The organism is Vibrio sp. YT-19(2023), assembly GCF_033337395.1.
In genome coordinates this window covers 1-753 of sequence record NZ_JAWOQN010000411.1, presented here as the reverse complement: position 1 = coordinate 753, position 753 = coordinate 1, and the positions used below count along the sequence as shown (strand labels likewise).

Annotated in this window: 2 protein-coding genes; both read right to left on the bottom strand. The window is 41.2% G+C overall.

Annotated features, from left to right (window positions below; genetic code table 11):
* Window positions 1-326: 326 nt before the first annotated feature.
* Window positions 327-497, bottom strand: a complete 171-nt coding sequence (locus R7E78_RS26245) for a hypothetical protein (protein WP_005398424.1) — start codon at window positions 495-497, stop codon at window positions 327-329.
* 16 nt (window positions 498-513) lie between these two features.
* Window positions 514-753, bottom strand: a 240-nt coding sequence (nadS, locus tag R7E78_RS26240) for a NadS family protein (RefSeq protein ID WP_318058623.1), incomplete at its 5' end; no start/stop codon positions are given.

Sequence of the window (753 nt, the reverse complement as noted above, 5' to 3'; positions counted from 1 at the left end):
TTGAAAAACTTTGGCATCAAATGGAAATGAATGGAGAGCCCAAAAATACATTTGAATGGCTTCAAATCGAAGCAAAGAAGCTCATAATTTAAAGCAACATAACGTTGTGGTGGTGATTATTATTCCTATTACGTTAAATAGCCGACTTAGCATCTCAAAACGCCAATCTGACGCTCTCAAAACGCTCCTGGAGCGTTTTTAAGCACTGATCCTTACCTAATTAGCCAGAAATCGGGCTGTAAGTTTGTGACGCTTTCAGAGCGATTTACAGGACAAAAAGTTCGCAGTTCGATTGAAACAAAAAACGCCCTCTAAGGGCGTTTTTTCTATGTTTTCATCTTATCGATGGCATCTTTGGTGATCAGCTCGTTAGCTATCTCTAAGTTCTCTTTGTACTTCTTCTCTTTGTACTTCTCATATTCAAATCGAGATAACGAACTTCTCGGATCGTACTCGTAACGCTGACAGAATTGCTCAAAAGTAACAGCTGCACTCATAGACACCTCTTAATCTTTAAACTGAAAACTTCGCATAAAGCTCTGGCTCTTTAGAGAGTAGAGTTAGGACTTTGCTTGCTAAACCTGTCGGATTTCTCCGTCCTTGCTCCCAACTTTTCACGGTATCAATACTCACATCCATCGCTTGTGCCAACTCTTTTTGGCTGACATCCAGTTGTGCTCGGATCGCTTTAACATCGGCAATCTCATAACGAGTGACATTCGCAGGAGTCTGCTCTCCTTTTGCAATCGCTTC

Excerpts from the sequence above, each read along its gene's own strand:
- R7E78_RS26245 (WP_005398424.1), bottom strand. The coding sequence starts at position 497 with ATGAGTGCAGCTGTTACTTTTGAGCAATTCTGTCAGCGTTACGAGTAC.